This window comes from Rhizobacter sp. J219 (genome assembly GCF_024700055.1).
Taxonomy (GTDB): Bacteria; Pseudomonadota; Gammaproteobacteria; order Burkholderiales; family Burkholderiaceae_C; genus Rhizobacter.
Genome location: NZ_JAJOND010000001.1, coordinates 96884 through 115984, shown reverse-complemented (window position 1 = coordinate 115984; position 19101 = coordinate 96884). Strand labels below are relative to the sequence as shown.

The 19101-nt window shown below is 63.6% G+C and carries 17 protein-coding genes; 4 read left to right on the top strand and 13 right to left on the bottom strand.

What is annotated here, in order from left to right:
• Positions 1–2: 2 nt before the first annotated feature.
• From LRS03_RS00485 to LRS03_RS26465, 11 genes are all read right to left on the bottom strand, one after another.
• Positions 3–473 (bottom strand): type II secretion system protein, encoded by a 471-nt coding sequence (locus LRS03_RS00485; RefSeq protein WP_257823360.1) that lies wholly within the window; start codon positions 471–473, stop codon positions 3–5.
• Positions 470–2452, bottom strand: a complete 1983-nt coding sequence (locus tag LRS03_RS00480) for a secretin N-terminal domain-containing protein (RefSeq protein WP_257823359.1) — start codon at positions 2450–2452, stop codon at positions 470–472. Before LRS03_RS00480 ends, LRS03_RS00485 begins: the two co-directional genes overlap by 4 nt.
• Before the next feature lie 541 nt (positions 2453–2993).
• Positions 2994–3509: a GspMb/PilO family protein gene (locus tag LRS03_RS00475; RefSeq protein ID WP_257823358.1), complete on the bottom strand. Its 516-nt coding sequence runs from the start codon at positions 3507–3509 to the stop codon at positions 2994–2996.
• 23 nt (positions 3510–3532) lie between these two features.
• Positions 3533–4060: a hypothetical protein gene (locus LRS03_RS00470; RefSeq protein WP_257823357.1), complete on the bottom strand. Its 528-nt coding sequence runs from the start codon at positions 4058–4060 to the stop codon at positions 3533–3535.
• On the bottom strand, positions 4057–4854 hold the full coding sequence (locus LRS03_RS00465; RefSeq protein WP_257823356.1) for a hypothetical protein: 798 nt from the start codon (positions 4852–4854) through the stop codon (positions 4057–4059). The genes LRS03_RS00470 and LRS03_RS00465 overlap by 4 nt, the downstream gene beginning before the upstream one ends.
• The gene (locus LRS03_RS00460; protein ID WP_257823355.1) at positions 4841–6475 is read right to left on the bottom strand and encodes a GspE/PulE family protein; all 1635 of its coding nucleotides are present in this window, start codon (positions 6473–6475) and stop codon (positions 4841–4843) included. The genes LRS03_RS00465 and LRS03_RS00460 overlap by 14 nt, the downstream gene beginning before the upstream one ends.
• A complete protein-coding gene (locus tag LRS03_RS00455) occupies positions 6472–7656 on the bottom strand; it encodes a type II secretion system F family protein (RefSeq protein WP_257823354.1) in 1185 nt (394 codons plus the stop codon). Before LRS03_RS00455 ends, LRS03_RS00460 begins: the two co-directional genes overlap by 4 nt.
• Before the next feature lie 33 nt (positions 7657–7689).
• On the bottom strand, positions 7690–8115 hold the full coding sequence (gene gspG / locus LRS03_RS00450) for a type II secretion system major pseudopilin GspG (protein WP_257823353.1): 426 nt from the start codon (positions 8113–8115) through the stop codon (positions 7690–7692).
• 84 nt (positions 8116–8199) lie between these two features.
• Positions 8200–11001 (bottom strand): RHS repeat domain-containing protein, encoded by a 2802-nt coding sequence (locus tag LRS03_RS00445; RefSeq protein WP_257823352.1) that lies wholly within the window; start codon positions 10999–11001, stop codon positions 8200–8202.
• Between the two features lie 243 nt (positions 11002–11244).
• On the bottom strand, positions 11245–11499 hold the full coding sequence (locus LRS03_RS00440; protein ID WP_257823351.1) for a hypothetical protein: 255 nt from the start codon (positions 11497–11499) through the stop codon (positions 11245–11247).
• Complete coding sequence (locus LRS03_RS26465; protein ID WP_308296372.1) at positions 11466–12776, bottom strand: RHS repeat-associated core domain-containing protein; 1311 nt, start codon at positions 12774–12776, stop codon at positions 11466–11468. The genes LRS03_RS00440 and LRS03_RS26465 overlap by 34 nt, the downstream gene beginning before the upstream one ends.
• 73 nt (positions 12777–12849) lie before the next feature.
• Here LRS03_RS26465 and LRS03_RS00425 point away from each other — a divergent pair.
• From LRS03_RS00425 to LRS03_RS00410, 4 genes are all read left to right on the top strand, one after another.
• Positions 12850–14003 (top strand): IS3 family transposase gene (locus tag LRS03_RS00425; RefSeq protein ID WP_257823350.1). Its coding sequence is split into 2 segments (ribosomal slippage): positions 12850–13090 and positions 13090–14003, totalling 1155 coding nucleotides; the frame shifts between segments, so codons are not numbered across the junction.
• Between the two features lie 434 nt (positions 14004–14437).
• Positions 14438–14758 (top strand): hypothetical protein, encoded by a 321-nt coding sequence (locus LRS03_RS00420; RefSeq protein ID WP_257823349.1) that lies wholly within the window; start codon positions 14438–14440, stop codon positions 14756–14758.
• Positions 14759–14866: 108 nt separating this feature from the next.
• A complete protein-coding gene (locus LRS03_RS00415) occupies positions 14867–15574 on the top strand; it encodes an IS110 family transposase (protein WP_257823348.1) in 708 nt (235 codons plus the stop codon).
• Entirely contained in the window at positions 15496–15867 is a 372-nt protein-coding gene (locus LRS03_RS00410; protein WP_257823347.1) for a transposase, read from the top strand. The genes LRS03_RS00415 and LRS03_RS00410 overlap by 79 nt, the downstream gene beginning before the upstream one ends.
• 48 nt (positions 15868–15915) lie before the next feature.
• Here the strand turns inward: LRS03_RS00410 and LRS03_RS00405 are convergent, their stop codons facing one another.
• Both LRS03_RS00405 and LRS03_RS00400 read right to left on the bottom strand, forming a co-directional pair.
• Complete coding sequence (locus LRS03_RS00405) at positions 15916–16338, bottom strand: hypothetical protein (RefSeq protein WP_257823346.1); 423 nt, start codon at positions 16336–16338, stop codon at positions 15916–15918.
• Positions 16335–19097, bottom strand: coding sequence for an Ig-like domain repeat protein (locus LRS03_RS00400; protein WP_257823345.1), 2763 nt, complete (start codon positions 19095–19097; stop codon positions 16335–16337). The genes LRS03_RS00405 and LRS03_RS00400 overlap by 4 nt, the downstream gene beginning before the upstream one ends.
• Positions 19098–19101: the final 4 nt, after the last annotated feature.

Sequence of the window (19101 nt, the reverse complement as noted above, 5' to 3'; positions counted from 1 at the left end):
GTCTACCACTCCCGGTAGGGCACGCCGTTGAGCCCGACACCACCCGACTTTGAGTGGACGTCGAAGACATCGGCCCCAGGCCTCGGATCATCCGGCCCGCTGGCGTATCCGCGAAGGGACCAGCTTTCAGCCGCGCTCATGCCTTCTTCCGCGAAAGGATCACGAGGCAGTCTCCGCAAAATATAGATCTTCGCTCCGCGAGGGGAGCGCGCATCCGGTACGCCGGCCACCAGCACGTCAAGGCTCGGCGGGTAACCGGATCCATCAGCGGCTTTCTGAATGGATCCTTGATCGACCAACCGCTTATAGGTGTCCAGAGCTGACCGAATCTCCCGAAGCGACCGCCGAAGATCCTCCTCCTGGGTGCGCCGATGGGCCAATTCAGCCAGCGGCAAACCGACGCTTGCCAACACGGCCAGGATGGCCAGTACGACAACCAGCTCAATCAGGCTGAATCCGCGGGCTTGCCTCATCTCGCTGTTGGTGCAACAGGCACGATCGGTGGCGGAGTCAGCGCTGGTGGAGGAGCGGCTGGCGGCACGGATGGAACCGGCGATGGGATAACAGGAGGCACATATTGCGGCGGCTGGTTAGGCACAGGCAGCCCGACCGGCCTCCCGGGGGCCATCGCCCCTGGTGTCGGCGAACCCAGCTGGATCGGCGACGCCCCCACTGATGCGTCAGTGCCCGACAAAAACTCCTGCAGCCCGACCCCTGGCACATCGAGATTGCGAACAATCCGAGGCGTGATCAACAAGACGATCTCGGTGCGCGTGTCGCTGTCCTGCGCGGCACCAAACAGCTTGCTCACAACGGGAATCTCATTCAGCCCAGGAATGCCTGTGTTCGAGCGACGCTCGTCACGCTGAATCAACCCCGCGAGGATGTTCGTCTCACCGTCTTTGACTCGCAGGCTGGTTGATGTATTGCGTGTCCCAAGGCGATATGCCTGGGTTCCGCTCGCTCGCGTGACGGTGTCAAGAATGTTCGACACCTCCAGCGCAATCTTCATCGACACCTCGTCGTCGAGTGACACCGTCGGCTCGATGTCTAGCTTCAAGCCTACGTCGAGGTAGCTCACCGACTCCGCCGTTCCAACGTTGGCGGTAGCCGTCGTCGTGATGACCGGCACACGCTCGCCAATGAGGATCTTCGCGGCCTGCTTGTTGCGCACACGCACGCGAGGGTTGGCCAAGAGGTTAGCATCGCCTTTGGTGCTGCGGAGTTGTGCAGAGATCAACGGATCGTTGGTGCTGAGCGAAATCATGCCCCGGTTACGTCGCCCTTCGCGCAACTCGTCCAAACGCAACTGTCCCGCAATGCCATCCACACCCGACACCGAGGCCGACACCGAATCCGGCCACCGAATGCCCAGCTCCAGAAGTCTGTTCACGCTGACCTCCAGCACCTCCAGCTCCAGCATGACCTCAGGGTCGGGCAGATCCTGCGCCGCAATCAACTTCTCGGCGAGTCTCACCACTTCGGCCGAGTCGCGCACCATCAGCATGTTGAGTTTCTCGTCCACCACCACGTCGCGTGCCTTAGCAATGCTGCGCACTGCGTTGGCGACCTTGCCAGCTTCGGCATTGCTCAAATAGAAGGTGCGAACCACCATTTCGCGGTACTCGGCCGCCTTGGCAGGTGTGTTGGGATAGATGAGCAAGGTATCGTCGTCCAACACCCGGCGTTCAAGCTGGTTGGTGGCGAGCAACAAGCGCACGATGTCTTCAACTGGCTTGTTGGTGACCGACAGCGTCACACGCAGGTCAGGCCGTACATCGCGCTCAATCATGTAGTTGAGGCCGGACGCCTGCTTGAGCGCATCGAACACCTGCAGCAACGACGCGTTGGTGAAACTCAGCGACACCGGCACACGGTAGGCGGCCTTCAGCTTCGGGTAGATGCCCAGCTCCTTGCCGGTCGCATCCGCCTGCTGGCGCATCAACTGGCGCAGCATCTGGCTCGCACGCCGGTGGTTAGGGTTCTCAGACAAGACTTGCTGCGCCTTGGCAATCGCCGAATCAAAACCACCGCTTTTTGCCTGTGCAGCCGCGGCGTCCAGCGCAGTCCAGTGGCGCTCTGCCGCTTCAGTGCGCCCGATGCCAGCAGACGCCTTGGCGTTCGAGGGGTCGAGCCGCGATGCACGCCCGTAGGCATCGCGTGCCGCGGCGAAGCGCCCCTGCTCGAGCGCTGCATCGGCTTCGCGCAGGGCCGCATTCACCGCGGCTTCGCGCTCGGTGTAGTAGGTTCGGCGGTAGTCGTTGTCGTTCGGCGACCTGTCCGACGCCTCCTTGAGCTTGGCCAGGCCTTGCTCTGTGCGGCCTTCGGCCAGAGCAGACTTGCCATCTCGGAAAGACTGATAGCCTGCGCATCCCGTTGTCGAGGCGACCATCGCCAACGAGAGCAAGAGGCACAGGCCTCGCCGCGACGGATAGAAATTGCTCAATCTCATGGATGACTTCCGGCGCGTGGGATGGGCAGGCGCCACTCGTGTTTCGAAGAGGTGTGGATCAGCGCCACATGCTGAGGCGTGAGGGCCGTCACCTTGTAGTCGGCCAACAGAACGGTGCCCACCCTCGCGAGGACGGTGCCCCCTTGTGGCGACGATATGAACACGCCCGGAGACTTACCGTCATCCCACGTCCCCACCACCTGGATCGGAGGAGGCGGAGGTGGCGGCGGGGGCACGTACGGTGGTGGCGCCGGCGGCCCTACAAAAAGCTTTTCCTTGGGCGGGCGCGGGGGTGGCGGCGGAGGCGGCGTGCTCGGCACCGCAACCATGCGCACCGAGAAGGCGTTGCCTGGCAGGTCCACACCGACGCCCAGGGTCGCTGCTGGCCCCTTCGTCACAGGAGAAGGCTCGACCGATCGGCGCTCCACGGCTGTCACCACCTCCATGGCCTGGGGAAGAGCGTCCGCGCGGGGGGGCCACCACCAGCGGGCGCCAGCGAGTACCGCTGCAACTACCAGCAGCGCGACGAGCCGCCCTTGCTTCACGGTCGACCCTCGGCTGATTCCGAGCGCATGAAGACGACCAGCTGGAGCTTCGCCTCCACATCTGCAACGTCACTGCTCGTCCGAGACAGGGAAAGGTCGCGGATCGCAAGCCCCGGCACCTGCTGCACCCATTGCGCAAGCGCTCCGCGCAAACGCGGGTAAGTGCCCTTCAGGGTGCAGCGCACCTCGACAGACGCGGGCGTGGCCTCGCCTGCAGGCAAGACCTTGTAGTCAGCCGCGGCCCACGACAGGCCTTGTGACACGGCCACCTGCTGGATCTGCGTGAGCAGCAATGCCTGTTCATTCTCGCGGGCCAACGACATGCCGTGCTGCGTGGCGGGCAGGCGCACGGGTGCAGCGGGCAAGACAAGCGCAGGCTCATCCGCATCTAGAGCCACCGGCTGCTGATGCTGCCCCCAGATTTGCGCAAACCAGACGCCCGCCACGACAAGAAGTGCCAGCCCCAGCCACCCGGTGCGTCCAAAGCGCGTCGTGCCGCGGGCCACGAACACGAGCACCGCATGCCTAGACAAAATCATGGCGACCTCCAGCGGGCAGACACGGAGAACCGTACCACCTGCCGCCCCGAAGTGGCATCGGTCACCGACTCGTGCGACAGCAAGTGCGCCGACGCGATGCCCACCCCGTCTGGCAGCACTTGCACATACGCCAGTGCGTGCTCGAAGCTGGGTGCTTCTGCATCCAGACGCAGGTTGTGATTCGACACATCTGCATTCATGGCCAAGAGAAACACTGGATCACGCGTCGCAGATTCCACGGCACGCAAAGCCGCCATCCAAGGGCGACTTCGTTCGGCGACGACGCGCTGCATACGCTTCTCATCCACCGTCGCAGTGGTCACGACAGGCTTCGCCTGACGTTGCACACGCAGCGCTTCAGCTCGGCGCTCGACCTCTTGCAACGCCCGCTCACGGTCTGCCGCCCATCTTTCTTGACACCAGGCGACCGCGAGCAAGCTCATCAGGCCCGCGGCCATGAAGACGACACCAAGCCTGGGCACACGGTCGCGCGGTTCGGCAAAGTCGACGACACGCAAGCTCATGCCGCCACCCTCGCCTTGGCGCCCTGCCCGCCCAATCCCGCCCAAGTGAGGTGGCCTGCGCTCGCGGGCAACTCACTTGCTGCATGCCAGCCAGCCACCACTGCGTGCCAATCCGCCGACTGCAACCCACAGCGCACGCTGTGTACACGAAGCTCGCTTCCAAGCGACTCAGCGTCGTGGGACCAGCGGCCTGCAGGATTGAGCGCCACCGGCCGTCCCGCAACGAAGCTGCCGAGCAACATGCGATCCTGCTCTTGCCAGACCCAGTGACCTGCATTCTTCGCCCACTGGCGTTGCGGCTGAACCCTCTGCCAACCCCAGCTCCAGGCCGGCAGGCAGGCCACCCATTCACGGCCCGAAAGACGCGAGGCCTCGTCCAAGGCCATACGCAGACGGCTGCTGAATCCGTAGCCCAGGGCCCATTGGTCCCCTGGCCGATGATCGACACGTACATCCCACTCGCCCACCGGGTCGGTGAGTTCATCGTGCAACGCTGCAAAGCGGTGGCGCAACAAGGCTTCCACTTCGGATCGGTGCCAGATCGCTCGGCCCGTCTCGGCCAGCATCAACGGCACCCAGGCCGACTCCAGCACCACTGTGACACGAGCGTCGCCGGCCTGCGCGAACAGCGATTCGATTGCATGTGGCAGTGGTGCAAAACGATCGGCCGCATCCGGGGTCAGGGGATGCGCGGCGACGCAAGTCAAGCCGCCGGGCACTTCCTTCCAACGCTCTGCTGCCAACCGCCCGAGTCGAAGCACTTCACGAGAGGAAGACTGCTTAAGCCGCCACACGGTCCACCTCGTCGAGCGTCGTGATGCCTTGCGCCACGGCTTCCATCGCCTGTTCTCTGAGCCCCCGCCAACCGTGGCGAGCCGCCTCGGCCTGAATCTCGGCCAGAGGCGCCCGGCGCGCCAGCAGCGCCTTGATGTCAGGCGTGAGAACCAGCAGCTCGCCCAGCGCGAAGCGCCCGCTGTAGCCCGTGCCTCGGCAATGCTCGCAGCCCCTTGCCAACAATGGGGGCCGGGTCGTTTCCCCGCTCGCCGGCACCGCGCATTGAAGGCACAGCTTGCGCAGCAGCCGCTGAGCGAGCACGCCGTTAATGGCCGACGCAAAGGTGTACGGGTCAATGCCAAACTGATCGAAGCGCCCCACCACATCGAACACCGTGTTCGCATGCACCGTCGTGAACACAAGGTGGCCCGTCAGCGCCGACTGCACCGCGATCTGAGCCGTTTCGGCATCACGGATCTCGCCGACAAGGATCTTGTCCGGGTCGTGCCGCAGGATGGAGCGCAAGCCTCGCGCAAAGGTGAGGCCCTTGCGCTCATTAACGGGAATCTGCAACACGCCCGCAAGTTGGTACTCCACCGGATCCTCGATGGTGATGATCTTGTCGCGCGACTGGTGCGTCTCGGAAATCGCGGCGTAGAGCGTCGTGGTCTTGCCGGATCCCGTGGGCCCCGTGACGAGCAGCATGCCGTGCGGCTTGCGGCAGAGCGCGTGCAAGGCTGTTCGCATCGTGTCGTCGAAGCCAAGCTTCGCCAGCGTGAGGCCCGCCAGGCTTTGCGCCAAATGTTCGCGATCGAGAATGCGCAGCACGGCGTCTTCGCCGTGGATGCTCGGCATCACCGACACCCGCACGTCGATGGCGCGACCCTTGTAGCCAATCTGCAGCCGACCGTCTTGCGGCACGCGGCGCTCGGCGATGTCGAGTTGCGCCATCACCTTGATGCGGCTGATGGCCTGGGCAGCAAGCTCCACGCTGTCCACACGGCGCATGGCGGTCAACACGCCATCGATGCGGAACTTGACCCCCAAACCCGTCGCATCGCTTTCCAGGTGAATGTCGGAGGCCCCGGTCTTGAGCGCGTCATAGAGCGTGGAATTGACGAAGCGAACGGCCGGGCTTTCCTCTGAGCCGATGTCTTGCAGGCTCAGCGACTCGGCCGCTGCACCGAGAGGTGCCACGCTGTTGTCCGCGAGCTGCGCCCCAAGGCTGCCAAGGGCCGTCATGCCCGCTTCCGCATGGGCCATCCACGCGTCGAAGGATTCTGCACTCGCCAAGTGGAGGTGCAGCGAGCCGAAGCGGGTGAGCGCCCAGGCGACCAGGTCGGTGTCGAAGGGATCCGTGAGCACGAGGTGCCGGCGTTCGCTCTGCGTCGTCGGTGCGAAGAGAGCGCAACGCCGTTGCGCCGACTGAGCGAACGTCAGCCGATCGAATGCAGGCGTCCAGGATTCGATGTCTTGGAGGCGAACCACCGACAGGCCCAGCAGCGGGCCGAGGCTTTCGGTGAGCTGTTGCACGTCGGCACTGCCCTCACGCAACGCCGCCATCAGGTCGCCACAGCCCTGCCCGCGCAGCGCTGCGATACGAGCAACCAGGCTTTCGGTCGGGAGCGCAGCCGTGCTCATTGGATGGCCGATGCCAGTTCAAAGATGGGCATGTACATCAGCACCACCACCACACCAACACCCAGGCCGATCAAGACCATCACCACCGGCTCGAGCGCGCGCATGCCCCGTTCCAGGCTGCGGCTCACCTCGGCGTCATGAAACTGCGCGATGCGGGTCAGCACACCCCCCAGATCACCCGTGCGCTCACCGGCCAACATCAACTGCTCCGCAATCGCCGTCGCCATGCCGGCCTTTGCATGCGCGGCTGAAGGGGACAAGCCCTGGTTGACCGCCTGAAGCACAGCGGCCCCGCCTGGGCGAAGCGCCTCCGGCAACAATCCGTTGGCCAAATGAAGCGCCTGGGGCAGCGGAATGCCCCCTTCCACCAGCATGCCCGTGGCCCGGTACCAGCGGGACAGGAAGTACGTTCTCAAGCGCTCACGCAGCGGCGCCCAGGTCATCAGCGCCTGCATGCCCTTGGCGCGCACCGAAGGCAAACTCAATCCGAAGGCGAGACCTGCGGCGGTGGCACAGGCCAGGCCCACCAGCCACGCACCATGCCCGCCAAGCAATTGCGACCACGCCACCATGGCACGCGCCGACCACGGCAGCTCGCCCGTCATGCCTTCGAAGACGCGGGCAAAACGCGGCATCACATAGAACAGCAGGAACAGCAGCACCAACCCGCCAACACCCATCAGCAAAGCCGGGTAGATCGCGGTCGAGCTGAGGCGATGGCGCAGCTCAGCCACCCGTTGCTCGTGGTCCAGAAAGCGCGAGAGGCTCTGCGGCAAGTCCGACGTGAGCTCCGACGCACGCACGAGCGCGACCAGCAGCGGCGGGAAAGCCTCGTCTGCCGCCAGCGCGTCCGACAGGGTCTTGCCTTCGCGCAACTGTTGTTCCACGCGCTGGATCACCGCGATCGATTCGCCCTTGGCACCGCGCCGCAGCGCGTCGAGCGACTCGATCACGCTCAAGCCCGCGGTGAGCAGGTCTCGCAGCTGTTCGATGAAAACCGGCACGTCGAAAGTGCTTCGCCCCCGAATGGGCCGCCACCAGTCGCCCCCAAGCGTCGATGGGCGACTGGCCAGCACTGCATAGCCCTGCTCCATCGCCATCGCGCGTGCCTGGGCGATTGACGCCGCTTCCAGCTCGATCTGCTTGGGTGCGCCCCGCCCTTGGGCCACCGTCAACTGCACTCGCACCACGCCTCCCGCTGTACCGGCGCCGGGTCAGCGGCCGGTGTCCCACACACTGATGTCGGCGTTTTCGCCATTGCCGCCACGCTGGCCGTCTTTCCCGAGCGACAACAGGTCGTAGTCACGGCCTTGCTCACCGGGCATGCGATAGAGGTACGCCCTGCCCCACGGATCGGGCGGCAGAGCCTTGGCCAGATAGGGGCCCGACCACTTGGGCTCGCTCGCAGGCCGTTCGACCAGGGCCTTGAGCCCTTGATCACCACTTGGGAAATGCCCGGTGTCCAGCCGATAGGTGGCAAGCGCCTTGTCGAACGCATCCAGCTGAGCACGGGCCGCCTTGACCTCGCTCTTGCCGATCTGATCGAAGAAGCGAGGCGCCACGTAGCTCGCCAGCAGGCCGATGATGACCATCACCACCAGCAACTCCAGCAACGTGAACCCGTGTGCGGGTCGTTTCATGTCTTGCGCGCCTCCCTGGCCGTCTGCGGCTGCGACTTTACCGCGGCCGGCCCGCTTCATTCAGGAGGATGAACCCAGCCGTTCTCATTCCCTCCCGGTGATCTGTTGAATCTGGCCTCGCGCATCGATGCTCCTGCTCAACTGCCGCTTCAAGTTCCCCTCCGGATCCCTGACGCTCTCGCCGATGCGGTTGCCCGCGTTGTCGAGCACGTAGTCGATCCGGCTGCCTTGGTGGTTGTACACCGCCACTTGCCGGTGTGCATCGTCGTAGTCGTAACCGATCCAGCTCTGGTCGGGCAAGGTCACGCGCTTGAGCTGGCCCACCGCGTCGTAGTCATAGAGGGTGCTCTGATTGTTGGTCGTCGTGGCGCGCAAGCGCAACCGCTGGTCGTAGCTGTACGTCGTGGGCACACCGTTCGGGTCGATGCTTTCAAGCACCTGCCCATGCCTGTTGTACTTCGTGTAGCGGACCACACCACCTCTCGCATTGGTGACGGTGTGCAGGTCGCCAGTTGAATGCCCTTCCGCAGCGACGCCGGTGCCCGTGAACACCGTGTCAGCGTAGTACGCGTAGGTCGTCACATCGCTGACGTCGGTTCGCGGCCCGTCTTCGCTGAGCACCTGCCCCCAGCCGTTGTAAGTCCAGGTGGTCACACGCGCAGCAACCCCCGCTTGAATCGCCGCAGAAAAACCAGCCGCACCGGTCGCGTCGGTCGTGGCCTGCTCCACGCGCTTGCACAGCACCACAATCGGCTTGCCGTCCGGCAGCAATGCCGAGGCAGGTGCGCAGCTCGCGATGGCTCCACCGGCGAAGGGGTCGGGTTGTCCGTTGTAGACGCTGGTGGTGATGCGCCCTGGCTCGGAGCGCCTCGTTTCCAGCACCCAGTCCGGATGCCACGAACGGCGAGTGATGCGCACCGGGTTGGCTGAGTTGGCGGGCGGAACGTAGGTCTCAAGGTTCGCCGGGCAGTTCGTCGTGTTCAACAGCCCTTCGAGCGTGATGGTGCGCAGGCGTCGGTCGCTGTCGTAGGCAAAGCATGTGCGCCGACCGCTGTGGTCGTCATACGAACTCACGTTGCCCTGCGCGTCATAGCGCTGTGCACTGGTACTGGCAGCGCACCCGCTGCCGGCTGGCAAGGTCTGCCCGGCGAGGCCGGTCATGCCCTGCGACGTGGTGGCCGTGAGCCTGTTGTCCGAGCCATTGGGCTGGACGACGATGGCCCCCCCGGGCGCTGTCCAACTGTGCTCTCGGCAGACCAAGCCCGGACTGATTTGCGTGGAGCTCACCGACCACCCCGGTGCACTACCCCAATAAGAGACGGTGAACTTGTTCACGCCTCCCGCCAGCTCCGTGCTCGTGGCGCGACCTGCGTTGTCGTAGCCATAGGTCGCGTGCCGCCGGCCGTTTCCATCGACGATCCCCGTCAGGGCCCAAGGCAGGTCGCTGCGTTCGTAGACGAAGGTCTCGACCCGGTTGTCGGGCCAGGTCAAGGTGCTGAGGTTGCCCGCGGTGTCGTACGCGGCGCGGATAACCTGGCCGGCCGTATCGGAGATCGCGACGACACGCGGCGCGCCGTTCGTGGGCTGCTCGTAGGCAAAGGAAATGCTGCGCCCGAAGTGGTCGTTGACCTGAATCAGCAAGCCCGGTGCGGGCGCGATGGCCGGCGGCGTGTTGGCATCGCTGTAGACATAGGTCAGCCCGCCACTCCCATCGGCCCGGCCCAGGGTCAGCAAGACTCCCGCCGGGGAATAGGTCTCCAACAGAAGATCGGTGCCATCCACCAGCCGGCCGGTGCCGCCCGTGAAATCGATTCGCAGGGCCTTGTCGGCCGGCGAGGTGTACAGCATGCCGCCACTTGCGCTCCCAGGCCCGCCGCCACCGCCCGTGCAACCGGCCATCCCGTCCACGCTGCCACTTTGCGACCTGCCGCCGCCACGCATCAGTGCCACGGAGCTGTAAGCGGAGCCCGGCCCGCCGGACTCAGACTGCAGCACCATGCTCTTGTGCAGATTGCTCTGCCACAGCGGGCCGAACGAAGGTGATGCACCGATGTTCCACACAGCCCCGGGCAGACGCGTCCGGGTGTCGTAGCTGATCGTGACTTCCTGGCCTCCGATGCGGATACCCAGGCCAACATCCTGCCGCTTCGCGCCCGTGAGTGGATAGATGGGGTTGCCGACCTGAGGATTCTTCGTCGGGCAGCTTGGGTCCTTGGGTTTGTCGCGATAGACGTCAATGTACCGAATGGGGCTGCACGCAGCGCCATTGGTTGAATAGTTGCCGGCCGGACAGTAGCGATAGCAGAAGTAGCCGCCAGTGAAGTTGAACCCCGCAGGACAACTCACGGTTGACCAGCGCGCCTTGTAGCCCTCGACGGTGCGCGTCTTGTCGCAGGTCGGCCCTCCGTAGTTGAAGCGCGGATACACCACCACGGCGCGGGTCTGGCAGACGATCTGAAAGCTCTCCAACCCGCCTGAAAAGTTGACCCACCCGCCGTCGCCGGGTTGGCCTCCGCAGCTGGCACCCACACGATGTGTGCCCGAGGCCGGTGGCTGCGGAACATCCATCCATGGCAGGTCGGTGAAGCTGACGGAGCACCCCCCCAGCGCCTCAAGGTAGCGCGCCTTCGATTCCGCTTCGGTGGCCGCCGGCACGCTGATGTTGCCACCACCAGAGGGATAGTCGACAAAGTTGTACTGATACGGATCCTGCCTCGTCGGCCTGACGCACTCCACGTTGGGCGTCTGGCAGCGAGCGATGTCCTGCGGGTCGGTATAGGTGTTCTGGGCGGAAGCGGTCTGCGGAAGTGCCGCCAACGCAAATAGAAAGACGCCTAGGCCCTGCAGCAACTTCAGCAAGGCAAAACCGTTCGTGTATCTCTTCATGTCGACGCGCCTCCCACGCTTTTGTGGGGTGGGACTTTACCGCGGAGGGGCTGTTCGGCAAGCCGCTCTGCCCGTCGTCCCTTCAGGGGTTGCCGAGCAAGTTTCGCCTTGTTCGTACCGAAGTTGATTTCCATCCAAAACTGACCCACTGAGCCGGTAGATTTCCATCCAAAACTGACCCACGCCAGTCCCCAGCTCTTCTGTCCCCAGCTCTTCTCGGACCCCAGCTCTTCTCGCTCTCCCTCAATTTGACTTCCACACAAAGGCGACGCCTAAACCATAGGCTGCGAGGAAAGCGGCGATCAGTACCAACTTGATACCTGAGGCTAACGCCGATGATCCTATTGGTGCGGTAAGTGCGAGCCCGCCGAAGACCCATGTCAGGATGGCCGGTGCACGCGACTTCATTGCACCAAGCTCGATTGCGCCAACCACCAAGGAGAGCACCATTACGAGAAGGCTGGCTAAAACCGGATAGGTATTGAAGAACTCACGCATGTATCGCCTCCTACTTTTGGCAGGCACAGTGAATCAGGGCCGCTGCATTCGCCGCCGTCGACCACGATGCGCCCCCCCACTCCTGCCACAGCCATAACTGCGCTCCCACCGCGTGCAAAGCTACCCGCCCTGGCTCCAACTCTCACTAGGGTCCTTGATGAGTTCCCGCCCCTAACACCAGCGCCGGCAGCCCCCGAGGCATCAATGGCAATCTCCATTGCGGCAGGAATGCCAACCACCAATCCCTTAGTAGACAGCGACAAGCCTGTACTGATCCAGGCATCGGAAGCCGTGCCACTACCAGGCACATAGCTCAGCAAGCTGAATCCTGGGACCATTACCTCTGCACCAACCGCACCATAGTAGTCCCGCAAATAGTCTTGCACGCAGCGATCCTGATTGAATCCGACTCCGCCAGGAAGCAACGCAGCGGGCGCAGTCTGCCCGGCTGGCAACACCCTGGCTGCACACTCGGCCGTTGCGCACGGCAAGCCGGGTTCTCCGGGTCCCGGGTTGCGCGGGAATCTGATCGGGCCTTGATTGCGAAGGTCAAGTAGGCCATTCGGATCAATCCCCATCAACGGATTGCTACCCACATATGCGTACGTATTGATGCCGCCCGCAAGCCCGATCGGATCGCTGGTGTTGTACCGCCCCGTGGTCGAGTCATAGTTTCTGAAGTAGTTGTAGTAGAGCCCGCTCTCCGCGTCCGCGTACTGGCCGGGGAAGCGCAGGTTTTGCGTCAGTGCCCCCAGGTTAGAGGGGTTGTCCTCGGGTGCCGTGGCCCCGAAGGGCTCAGCCATCCATCGCCAGCGGAGGTTGCCCGCCGTGTCGGTCGCAACGCGCGGCGTGTTCAGGTGGTCTGTGTGGAAGTAGTACGCCACCGGCGTGCTGCCGCTGGGCGGTGGGGTGAACATCGCAATGGGCGTTGAGCCGAGCCAGACGTACTCCCTGATCGCCGCCCCGGTGTTGGAGTATTCACCCAGCAGCTGCCCGCTCTGGTCATACACGAAGATATTGGTGCTGGTCGCTCCGGTGCTGCTGAACTTCCTGACGCGTTGCCCCAACCCGTTGTAGCTGTAGGTGGTGGTGACGCCGGCCTTGGTCAGCGTCGCCAGCCGCCCGGCCGCGTCATAGGTGCTGGTGTACCCCGAGGTGTCGCTGGTGGTGTTGCCCGCACTGTCGTAGCCGAAGTTCCTCGCGGGGTTGGTCGTGCTTGTGAGCCGGTTGCTCGTCGCCTCGGTCGTGTACACGCTCGGCGTGCCGTTCAGGGTCACGCCGGTGCGGTTGAATCGCCCCGGGTCCAGTAGACACCTTTGAGCCTCAATCTAAGGCCCAATAGGAGGTGCCATGAAGACCAACCAACCCTACCCCGAAGAATTCAAGATTGAGGCGGTCAAGCAGATTACGGAGCGAGGCCACCGGGTGGCCGAGGTATCGACCCGGATCGGTGTCAGCCAGCACAGCCTGTACAAGTGGATCAAGACTTACGGCGTGCCCAAGCCTGAACAGCAAGCGCAAGCGACGCAGGCCGAAGAACTGCGCCGTCTCAAGGCCGAACTCAAGCGCGTGACCGAGGAGCGCGACATCCTAAAAAAGGCCGCAGCGTACTTTGCCAAGCAGTCCGGGTGAGGTACGCGTTCATAAAGGCGCACGACCAGCAACACAGCGTTCGGCGCATGTGCAAGGTGATGCAGGTGCACCCCAGCGGCTACTACGTCCGGAGGACCGAACCGCAAAGCCCGAGGACCAAGGACGACCAGCGACTGACGGGTCTGCTCAAGCAGGCTTGGCTGGAGAGTGGAGGCGTGTACGGTTATCGCAAGCTGACGCTGGACATGCGCGACCTGGGTGAGCGTTGCGGCAAGCACCGCGTAGCGCGGCTGCTCAAGCTCGAAGGGTTGCGCTCGCAGGCCGGCTACCGGCGCCGGCCGGGCGTGCGCGGTGGCAAGCCTGCGGTGGTCGCGCCGAACCATCTGCAACGCCAGTTCACGGCGAGCGAGCCCAACCAGTCCTGGGTGACTGACATCACCTACATACGAACCCACGAGGGCTGGCTGTACCTGGCCGTCGTGGTCGATCTGTTCTCGCGCCAGGTGGTGGGCTGGTCCATGGGCAGCCGCATCGACACCGGCCTCGTGCTCGACGCGCTGCTCATGGCGCTGTGGCGACGCCAGCCGCAGCAGCCGGTCACGGTCCATTCAGATCAGGGCTGCCAGTTCACCGGGCACGCGTGGCAGACCTTCCTTCGCGACCACAGCCTGGTCAGCAGCATGAGCCGGCGCGGTAACTGCCACGACAACGCCCTCGCCGAGAGCTTCTTCCAGTTGCTCAAGCGCGAGCGCATCCGCCGGCAGGTCTATGCAACTCGCAGCGACGCGCGCGCCGATGTCTTCAGCTACATCGAGATGTTCTACAACTCCAAGCGGCGCCACGGCACCGCTGGCGGCACTTCGCCGGTAGAGTTCGAACGACGCCATTCCCAACGGCTCACGGGTGTCTAGGAAACCCGGGGCGATTCACTCGCCGAGGCCAGAGCCTCAGCGACCAAGTCCAACTCGTAACGCGGCTCTACGCCGCGTGTGGGGGTACATAACGGCGGGTCGGCCTATCCTGCGTCGGGCATTTTGCGGCTCAATAGGTAGCGTTTGAGCCTGCGCCACAGCGCCGATACAGCCCTGCATCGGGTATCAAGTGGGTAGGAATCGGGTCTCTATCGGGTACTGAGCGGGTACTGCGCGGGTCGCAAAGCCGAAGACTCTCAGCAAGTCGGGAGGCTTATTGACGCCAGTGAATGTCGTCGCGCAAGACCTGACCCCAGTCTTCGTGACCCTAGTCTTTGCGTGGTACAGGGCTCCAGCGAATTGCAGACGCAGAGGGCAGGCCATCTTATTCCGCTTCATAGACCCTCGGGCTCCTGTACCCAGTCGGGGTCACATTGGGCCTGCAGCACGCACCGGCCATCGACAGGGTCAGGGCGCTCGACGTAGAAGACGGGGTACGGGTGCTGTATGTCGATCAAGGTGTGCGTCACCCTGCTAAGCGCATCAATGAAACCGATCGCGCCTTGTTCCGAACCGTCAAACGCGCCGCCTGTTCCTCGAACGTGGATAAGCGACAAATGTTGGAATGCAAGACCTCGTATCTTCCCGCCGCCGACTCAGTAAGCTGTGGAAGCGAAGCTGAGCAGGCCGGGCAGGATGACATCGGCGAGACCAAGGGCGATCAAGGTTCAAGCGTTGAGAAGCCCGTGGGTTAGATAGGTGCTCCTGCCCGTTTCTTCGTTCGACAAGACCGAACGGTAACTTGGGCGGGTGTGCCCTTAGCAGCACGCCGAAGAGCCCGCATACGAGGATGGTCCGTAGCGATGAACGAACTGTGGGTAGGTGTGGATGTGTCCAAGCGCGAGCTCGACGTGGCGCTGATGGATGAGCGGGGCAAGGTGAAGTCGCGCGTGTTCGACAACGATGCGCAGGGTCACGCAGCGCTCTTGGGTTGGCTGCAAGATCGCGCGGCCCTCGCAGAGCACACGCACTTGTGCCTGGAGGCTACCGGGCCGTACAGCGAAGCGGCGGCCATCGCCTTGGCCGACGGCGGCTGGCGCGTCAGCGTGGTCAACCCGGCTCGCATCAAGGGGTTTGCTCAGAGCGAACTGGTGCGCAACAAGACAGACCGGGCCGACGCCGCCTTGCTGGCTCGGTTTTGCGCTGCAATGCGCCCCGACGCCTGGCAGCCGCCTGCGCTGGAGTACCGGCAGCTGCGTGCATTGGTCGACCGACTGCAAGCGCTCAAGGACATGCATCAACAGGAGGCCAACCGGCTGGAAGGCCACTGCTTTGCCGGCCAGGAGGAGCTGATCGCATCGGTGCGCCAGCACATGGACTGGCTGCAGGAGCGCATGGCCGAGTTGCAGCGCCAGATCGATGATCACATCGACATGCACCCGCAACTGCGCCGCGACGCTGATCTCATGCGCAGTATTCCGGGGGCACCACAGTGGCCAAGGTACTGGCCTATATCGGCGACATCCGACGCTTCCGCAACGCCAAGGCCCTGGCCGCATTCATCGGCGTGACGCCTCGCCTGAAGCTATCAGGCTCGTCCGTCAAAGGCCGCACCATGCTCAGTCGTACCGGCCACGCTTCGGTACGCCACGCCCTCTACATGCCAGGGCTCGTCGCCCTCAGGCACAACCCAGCAATCAAAGCGTTCGGAGAGCGTCTGAAGGCCCACGGCCTGGCGCCCAAGGCCGTCGTGGGCGCTTCCATGCGAAAGCTCGTCCACTTCCTCTTCGGCGTCGTTCGCTCCGGCAAGCCCTTCGATGCTTCTCTGGCTATCCACCGCCTTGACTTTCAAGACGGTATCTGACCCCAGGTCTACTTTCGCAGTCTTCGTCTTCCCAGTCTTCGTGTAACCCTAGTCTTCCCCAAATAGATTACGCGCATACAACACGGTCGCAATTGCGCCAAGGCAAATAAATTCAAACCTGGCATTGTTTAGAAAGCGTCCAAAGAAGCTATCTAGCGCCTCTGTAGGAATGATAAAAAACGAGTAGATACCAACGGAAAAATATACAGCTCCGATCATTAAAAATATCAATCGGGAGAGTCGATTTCCAATGAAAAACTTCCGACGGAGCAAAAGCATCGCCAAGAAAATAGAAAGCGCGAGAGAGATCGCGGCAGAGATCGCGTTTACCGCCAAAGCGAAATAAAGTTGATTATTCGCTATATAACTTGGCTCGTTCATCACAGTGGACAAAGCGACGGCGACGAACCCGAACGAGGCGACTGTCCACACAGTGCCTAGGAACATGAGCGCATTAATTGCAACGATCACGGCTTACCGATCGCCGGCGGCGTTTTAGGGAAGTAGTCTGGAGTCGTTAAAGGCGATTTTGGCCCGGTCGGCCCTCTGCCTACGCCAAAGAAGGTCGTTATATGTGCATTCGCTTTGCATGTGGCAATACACCTTGCTGCGTTTGCTTGGTACATCGCCGTACGCTCTGGGTCGCCACAGGCAACCGTGCTCTCACACATACGCTTACAAGCTTCGTTTTCCCTGTTGAATTGTTCGAACTTATCATAAATTTTATAACCTCCGTAAATAACTCCACCAATAACCAACACACCACCAAGCGTCGAAAATCTACCATCAGGATCGATATAGAGGAGCGGATTACTAGCAACGTATGCATATGTATTGATACCTCCAGCCAATCCGATCGGATCACTTTGTGCGTACCGACCGGTGGTGGAGTCGTAGTCTCGGAAGTAGTTGTAGAAGAGCCCACTCTCTGAGTCCGCGTACTGGCCTGGGAAGCGAAGCGGCTGCGTGATCGCTCCGAGGTTAGAGGGGTTGTCCTCAGGCGCAGTCGTCCCGAAGGGCTCAGCCAACCATCTCCATCGGACATTGCCCGCCGTGTCGATCACTACTCTGGGTGTGTTCAGGTGATCCGTCTGGAAGTAGTAGACGACTGGCGTGCTGCCGCTGGGCGGCGGTGTGAACATCGCAACCGGTGTATTGCCCAGCCACACGTACTCCCGGATCGCTGTGCCCGTGGTCGTGTATTCACCCAGCAGTTGTCCCTGCTGGTCATACACGAAGATGTTGGTGCTGGTCGCCCCCGTACTGCTGAACTTCCTGACGCGCTGCCCCAGCCCGTTGTAGCTGTAGGTCGTCGTCGTTCCAGCCTTGGTCAGCGTAGCAAGCCTGCCCGCCGCGTCATACGTGGCGGTGTAGTTCGTGCTGTCGCTGGTGGTATTCCCCGCCTCGTCATACCCGAAGCTCCTGGCCGGGTTCGTGATGCTGTTGAGCCGGTTACTGGTCGTCGCCGTCGCGTACACGCTCGGCGTGCCGTTCAGCGTCACCCCCGTGCGGTTGCCATTGGCGTCGTAGCCGATCGTCCAGCTCGCAGTGGCCGTGGTGATGGTGGTGAGCCGCCCGTTCTCGTCATACCCGAAGCTCTGGTTCAGGCTGGGTTGCGGTGCTGCGGTGATCGCGTCGTAATGCGTGTAGCTCGTGATGCGGTCGGCCGCGTCGTAGCCGATGTCGCGCACGCTGTTGCCCAGCCGATAGCGGATCAATCGCCCGCTGCCGTCGTAGCTGCGCTCATACGCCTGCGTGCTGCTGCCCAGCTGCCAGTTCCAGCTCTTCGGGCCACCGAAGGGCTCGAAGCTGATGTTGCTGATGAGGTTGACCGGCGTGGCGGTGGCGTTGGCGCCCAGCCCCATGCTGGTGAGTTGCCCATCGGTGTAGGTCAGCGTCAGCTTGCGGCCGCTCGGGTAGAGGATGGTGGCGATGTTGCCGGCCGTGTCGTAGGTGTAGGTGACGGTGCGGGTGATGGTGCTGGTGTTGGCGCCAGTGGCCGCAGTGACGCGCTGGATGTCGGTGAGCAGTCTTCCTTGGGCGTCGTAGGTGTACTGCGTGCTGCCGCTCGGGTGGGTGGTGCTGGTCAGGCGGCCGATGCCGTTGGCGTAGCCGGTTCCGGTCTGGTCGTAGTTCCAGACGTAGGTCTGGGTGGTCAGGCCGGTTCTGCTGTAGACGCTTCGCGTCAGGCGGTTGAGGGCGTCGTAGGTGTTGGTGGTGAGCACCCCGCGGCTGTCGGTGCGGGTCTTGAGGTTGCCGGCTTCGTCGTAGGTGTGGGTGGCGGTGCCGGTGTCGGGGCTCACGAGGCTGGTGGCGTCACCCAGGCCGTTGCGCGGGTACTGGGTGACGAGCTGGCGCGGGTCGGTGACCTGGGTGAGGCGGTCGCCTCCGTCGTACTGGAAGCGGGTGATGCCGTTCTTGGGGTCGGTGGTGTCTTTGACGCGGGAGAGGGGGTCGTAGCTGGCACGGGTCTCGAAGCCGAAGCCGGTCTGGCCGGGGGCCTGCACGGTCTTGGTGGGGTTGCCCTGGGCGTCGTATTCGTAGTTGACCACCGGGGCCGAGGCGACCGGGGCCGGCGGCAGGGCTGCGCCGTTGATGGTCTGGGCGAGCACGGTGGAGGTGCTGGTGGCGTTGTTGGTGTTGCCGCCGTAGGCGGCGGTCAGGTTGTGGGTGCCGATGCCGAGGGTCGTGACGGTGAGGCTGGCGCTGCCGGAGGCAAGGGTGGCCGTGCCGAGGCTGGCCGTGCCGTTGCGGAAGGTGATGGTGCCGGTGGGGGTGCCGAAGCCCACGACGGTGGCCGTCAGGGTGATGCTGCCCGCGGTCGCCGGGTTGGCGCTGCTCACGAGGGTGGTGGTGCTCGCGGCCTTGCTCACGGTCTGGGTGAGGGTGGCGGAGGTGCTGGTGGTGTAGCCGCCTCCGCCGGAGTAGATGGCGGTGAGGCTGCGGTTGCCGGCGGTGGGGAAGGTGCGGGTGAAGGTGGCCACGCCGCCCGAGAGGGTGCCGGTGCCGATGGTAGTGCTGCCGTCTCGGAAGGTGACGGTGCCGGTGGCGGCGGCCGGGGTCACCGTCGCCGTGAGCACGCTGCTCTGGCCGACGACCTGCGGGTTGGTGGCGCTGGTGAGCACCGTGGTGGTCGCCGTCTGGGCGAACGCAATGGCGCTGCCGAGCAGGCCGCCGAGGGCCAGCGCCGTGGTGGCCAGGACGCGGCCAAGGTTCAGGTTGACGTTCATGGTT

Excerpts from the sequence above, each read along its gene's own strand:
- LRS03_RS00445 (WP_257823352.1), bottom strand. The coding sequence starts at position 11,001 with ATGAAGAGATACACGAACGGTTTTGCCTTGCTGAAGTTGCTGCAGGGC.
- LRS03_RS00415 (WP_257823348.1), top strand. The coding sequence starts at position 14,867 with ATGAACGAACTGTGGGTAGGTGTGGATGTGTCCAAGCGCGAGCTCGAC.
- LRS03_RS00480 (WP_257823359.1), bottom strand. The coding sequence starts at position 2,452 with ATGAGATTGAGCAATTTCTATCCGTCGCGGCGAGGCCTGTGCCTCTTG.
- LRS03_RS00400 (WP_257823345.1), bottom strand. The coding sequence starts at position 19,097 with ATGAACGTCAACCTGAACCTTGGCCGCGTCCTGGCCACCACGGCGCTG.
- LRS03_RS00470 (WP_257823357.1), bottom strand. The coding sequence starts at position 4,060 with ATGAGCTTGCGTGTCGTCGACTTTGCCGAACCGCGCGACCGTGTGCCC.
- LRS03_RS00460 (WP_257823355.1), bottom strand. The coding sequence starts at position 6,475 with ATGAGCACGGCTGCGCTCCCGACCGAAAGCCTGGTTGCTCGTATCGCA.
- gspG (WP_257823353.1), bottom strand. The coding sequence starts at position 8,115 with ATGAAACGACCCGCACACGGGTTCACGTTGCTGGAGTTGCTGGTGGTG.
- LRS03_RS00440 (WP_257823351.1), bottom strand. The coding sequence starts at position 11,499 with ATGCGTGAGTTCTTCAATACCTATCCGGTTTTAGCCAGCCTTCTCGTA.
- LRS03_RS00485 (WP_257823360.1), bottom strand. The coding sequence starts at position 473 with ATGAGGCAAGCCCGCGGATTCAGCCTGATTGAGCTGGTTGTCGTACTG.